The sequence below is a fragment of the Streptomyces graminilatus genome (assembly GCF_001418565.1).
Lineage (GTDB): Bacteria > Actinomycetota > Actinomycetes > Streptomycetales > Streptomycetaceae > Streptomyces > Streptomyces graminilatus.
The window spans coordinates 1-2,486 of the sequence record NZ_LIQQ01000834.1 but is presented as its reverse complement, the minus strand read 5'-3'; the positions used below and the strand labels follow the sequence as shown (position 1 = coordinate 2,486).

General features: G+C 67.8%; 3 protein-coding genes. 1 reads left to right on the top strand and 2 read right to left on the bottom strand.

Annotated features, from left to right (window positions below; all coding sequences use genetic code 11):
* Positions 1-386: 386 nt before the first annotated feature.
* Entirely contained in the window at positions 387-1,415 is a 1,029-nt protein-coding gene (glnII, locus tag AOK08_RS42010; RefSeq protein WP_055535851.1) for a glutamine synthetase, read from the bottom strand.
* Between the two features lie 211 nt (positions 1,416-1,626).
* Positions 1,627-1,998, bottom strand: a complete 372-nt coding sequence (locus tag AOK08_RS42005) for an arsenate reductase family protein (RefSeq protein WP_055535848.1) — start codon at positions 1,996-1,998, stop codon at positions 1,627-1,629.
* A gap of 129 nt (positions 1,999-2,127) precedes the next feature.
* Between AOK08_RS42005 and AOK08_RS42000 the strand changes: the two genes are divergently transcribed.
* Positions 2,128-2,436 (top strand): hypothetical protein, encoded by a 309-nt coding sequence (locus tag AOK08_RS42000; protein WP_055535847.1) that lies wholly within the window; start codon positions 2,128-2,130, stop codon positions 2,434-2,436.
* Positions 2,437-2,486 lie beyond the last annotated feature (50 nt).

Below are 2,486 nucleotides of genomic sequence, written 5' to 3'. Positions count from 1 at the left end.
GGGGGGAAAGCGGGGACAGCGGGGAGAGAGTACGGGTGTTCGCCATGAGAGGTCAGCTCTTTCGCGCGAGGAGTTCGTCGGGGGACGTACGTCGTGCGCGTCGGCGGAAGACCGAGAGGTACGGCGTCAGAGGGGCCGTACGGCTGGTGTTAGAGGGCCGACGCGTTCATCGCGCGACAACACACCCGGTCGAAGTCGTGGTGCTGGCGGGAAGGCCAGAAGGGCTCGAGGTCGTGACGACCTGTCGCGATGCACTTCCGGAAGCTGGCCATGGGTCCATTGAAGCAGAGAAGGGGGGAAGCAGAGAAGGGGTGTCCACCTACGGGTGGACACCCCTTCTCACTATCTGGGACCGCCTACGGGCGGAGCCAGTACTGGACGGGGGATCAGACCTGTCCGGCCTTCTCCAGCGCGGAGCAGCAGGTGTCCACGATCAGCCGCGTCACGAGGTACGGGTCGACGTTGGCGTTCGGGCGGCGGTCCTCGATGTAACCCTTGCCGTCCTGCTCGACCTGCCACGGGATACGGACCGAGGCGCCACGGTTGGAGACGCCGTACGAGTACTGGTTCCACGGGGCGGTCTCGTGCAGACCGGTGAGGCGGTCGTCGATGCCGGCGCCGTAGTTCTTGACGTGGTCGAGCGGCTTCGAGCCCTCGCCGAGGGACTCGCACGCGGTGATGATCGCGTCGTAGCCCTCACGCATCGCCTTGGTGGAGAAGTTGGTGTGCGCACCGGCGCCGTTCCAGTCGCCCTTCACGGGCTTCGGGTCCAGCGTCGCGGAGATACCGAAGTCCTCGGCGGTGCGGTAGAGCAGCCAGCGGGCGATCCACAGCTGGTCGGAGACCTCCAGCGGGGAGACCGGACCGACCTGGAACTCCCACTGCCCGGGCATGACCTCGGCGTTGATGCCGGAGATGGCGAGACCGGCCTTGAGGCAGTTCTCCAGGTGGGCCTCGACGATCTCGCGGCCGAAGATCTCGTCGGCGCCGACACCGCAGTAGTAGCCGCCCTGGGGAGCAGGGAAGCCGCCCTCGGGGAAGCCGAGGGGACGGGCGCCGTCGAAGAAGGTGTACTCCTGCTCGATGCCGAAGATCGGCTCCTGAGCGGCGAACTTCGTGGCGACCTCGACCAGCGCGGCACGCGTGTTGGACGCATGCGGCGTCATGTCGATGTCGAGGACCTCGCACAGGACGAGGATGTCGTCACCGCCGCGGATCGGGTCCGGGTAGGAGGCGACCGGCTTGAGCACGCGGTCCGAGGAGTGCCCCTCGGCCTGGTTCGTGGAAGACCCGTCGAAGCCCCAGATCGGCAGCTCGGCGCCCTTGGCGTCGTCGGCCAGAATCTTGGTCTTGGAGCGGAGCTTGGCCGTCGGCTCGGTGCCGTCGATCCAGATGTACTCAGCCTTGAAGGTCACAGGACACTTCCTTCGGGGGTGGGTCTCAGACGCACTTGCGGGTGCTGCGGCGCTGCGGCACTGGGGCGCCGCTGTTGTCGCCCGCGAGCCTGTCAACAGGCGGTTTCCCGGTCATTGCCCGAATGTGAACCCCGTGTTACCTGGTGTTCTTGTGGCGCGTTTCACGTGTAAAGCGAGAATGGGCGGGTTCCTGCACTGTTGGCCGGGAGTGTCACACAGGCGGACGCCGGGCGATGGCATCCCGTACGGCTTCCTCGCTCCGGCCCACGACCGCGCTGCCGTCCTCGGCGGTGATGATGGGTCGCTGGATGAGCTTCGGGTGCGCGGCGAGAGCGGCGACCCAGCGCTCCCGGTCCGCCGCCTCCCGGCCCCACTCCCGCACACCCAGCTCCTTGGCGACGGCTTCCTGGGTGCGGGTGATGTCCCAGGGTTCGAGCCCGAGCCGGTCGAGTACGTCGCGGATCTCGGCCTCGGTGGGCACGTCGTCGAGGTAGCGGCGAACGGTGTACTCGGCCCCCTCGGCGTCGAGCAGGGACAGGGCTCCGCGGCACTTGGAGCAGGCCGGGTTGATCCAGATTTCCATGGGGCCCACGGTACGCCAAAGGCCTTGTGGCCAGGGGCTTTTGTCAGTGGCGGGCAGTAGAATTAGAGCAGTGTTCGAGAGCGTCGCCGGGGGGTCCGGTGCCGCTCCGACCGCGTCAGGAGGATGCCTGTGCCCACTGCCGCTCTCAAGCCGTCGCCCACCCAGTCCACTGCCAGGAGGGGGGTCCCGCTCGAACTGCCGTGCGCTCCTGTGGAGAAGCGCCCGCTGCCGCCGGGGCGTCCCCGCGAGTGGTACGTCACACACAACCGCCGGCTCAAGGCGATGCGGCTCGCGATCGCCCTGCTCGACTCCGGCGTCTACATGCCGAACCAGGCCCGCAACGAGACGATTCGCAGCGCGGCGGATCTGATCGGGGTCCACCCCCCGTCGGACACGACGTGCCACATGGTACGAGCCCTGATGCGCTACTCCCGCTGAACCCTCACCGGGTGCCTCGCCAGTCCCGGGAGGCACCCGGTGAGGGTTCA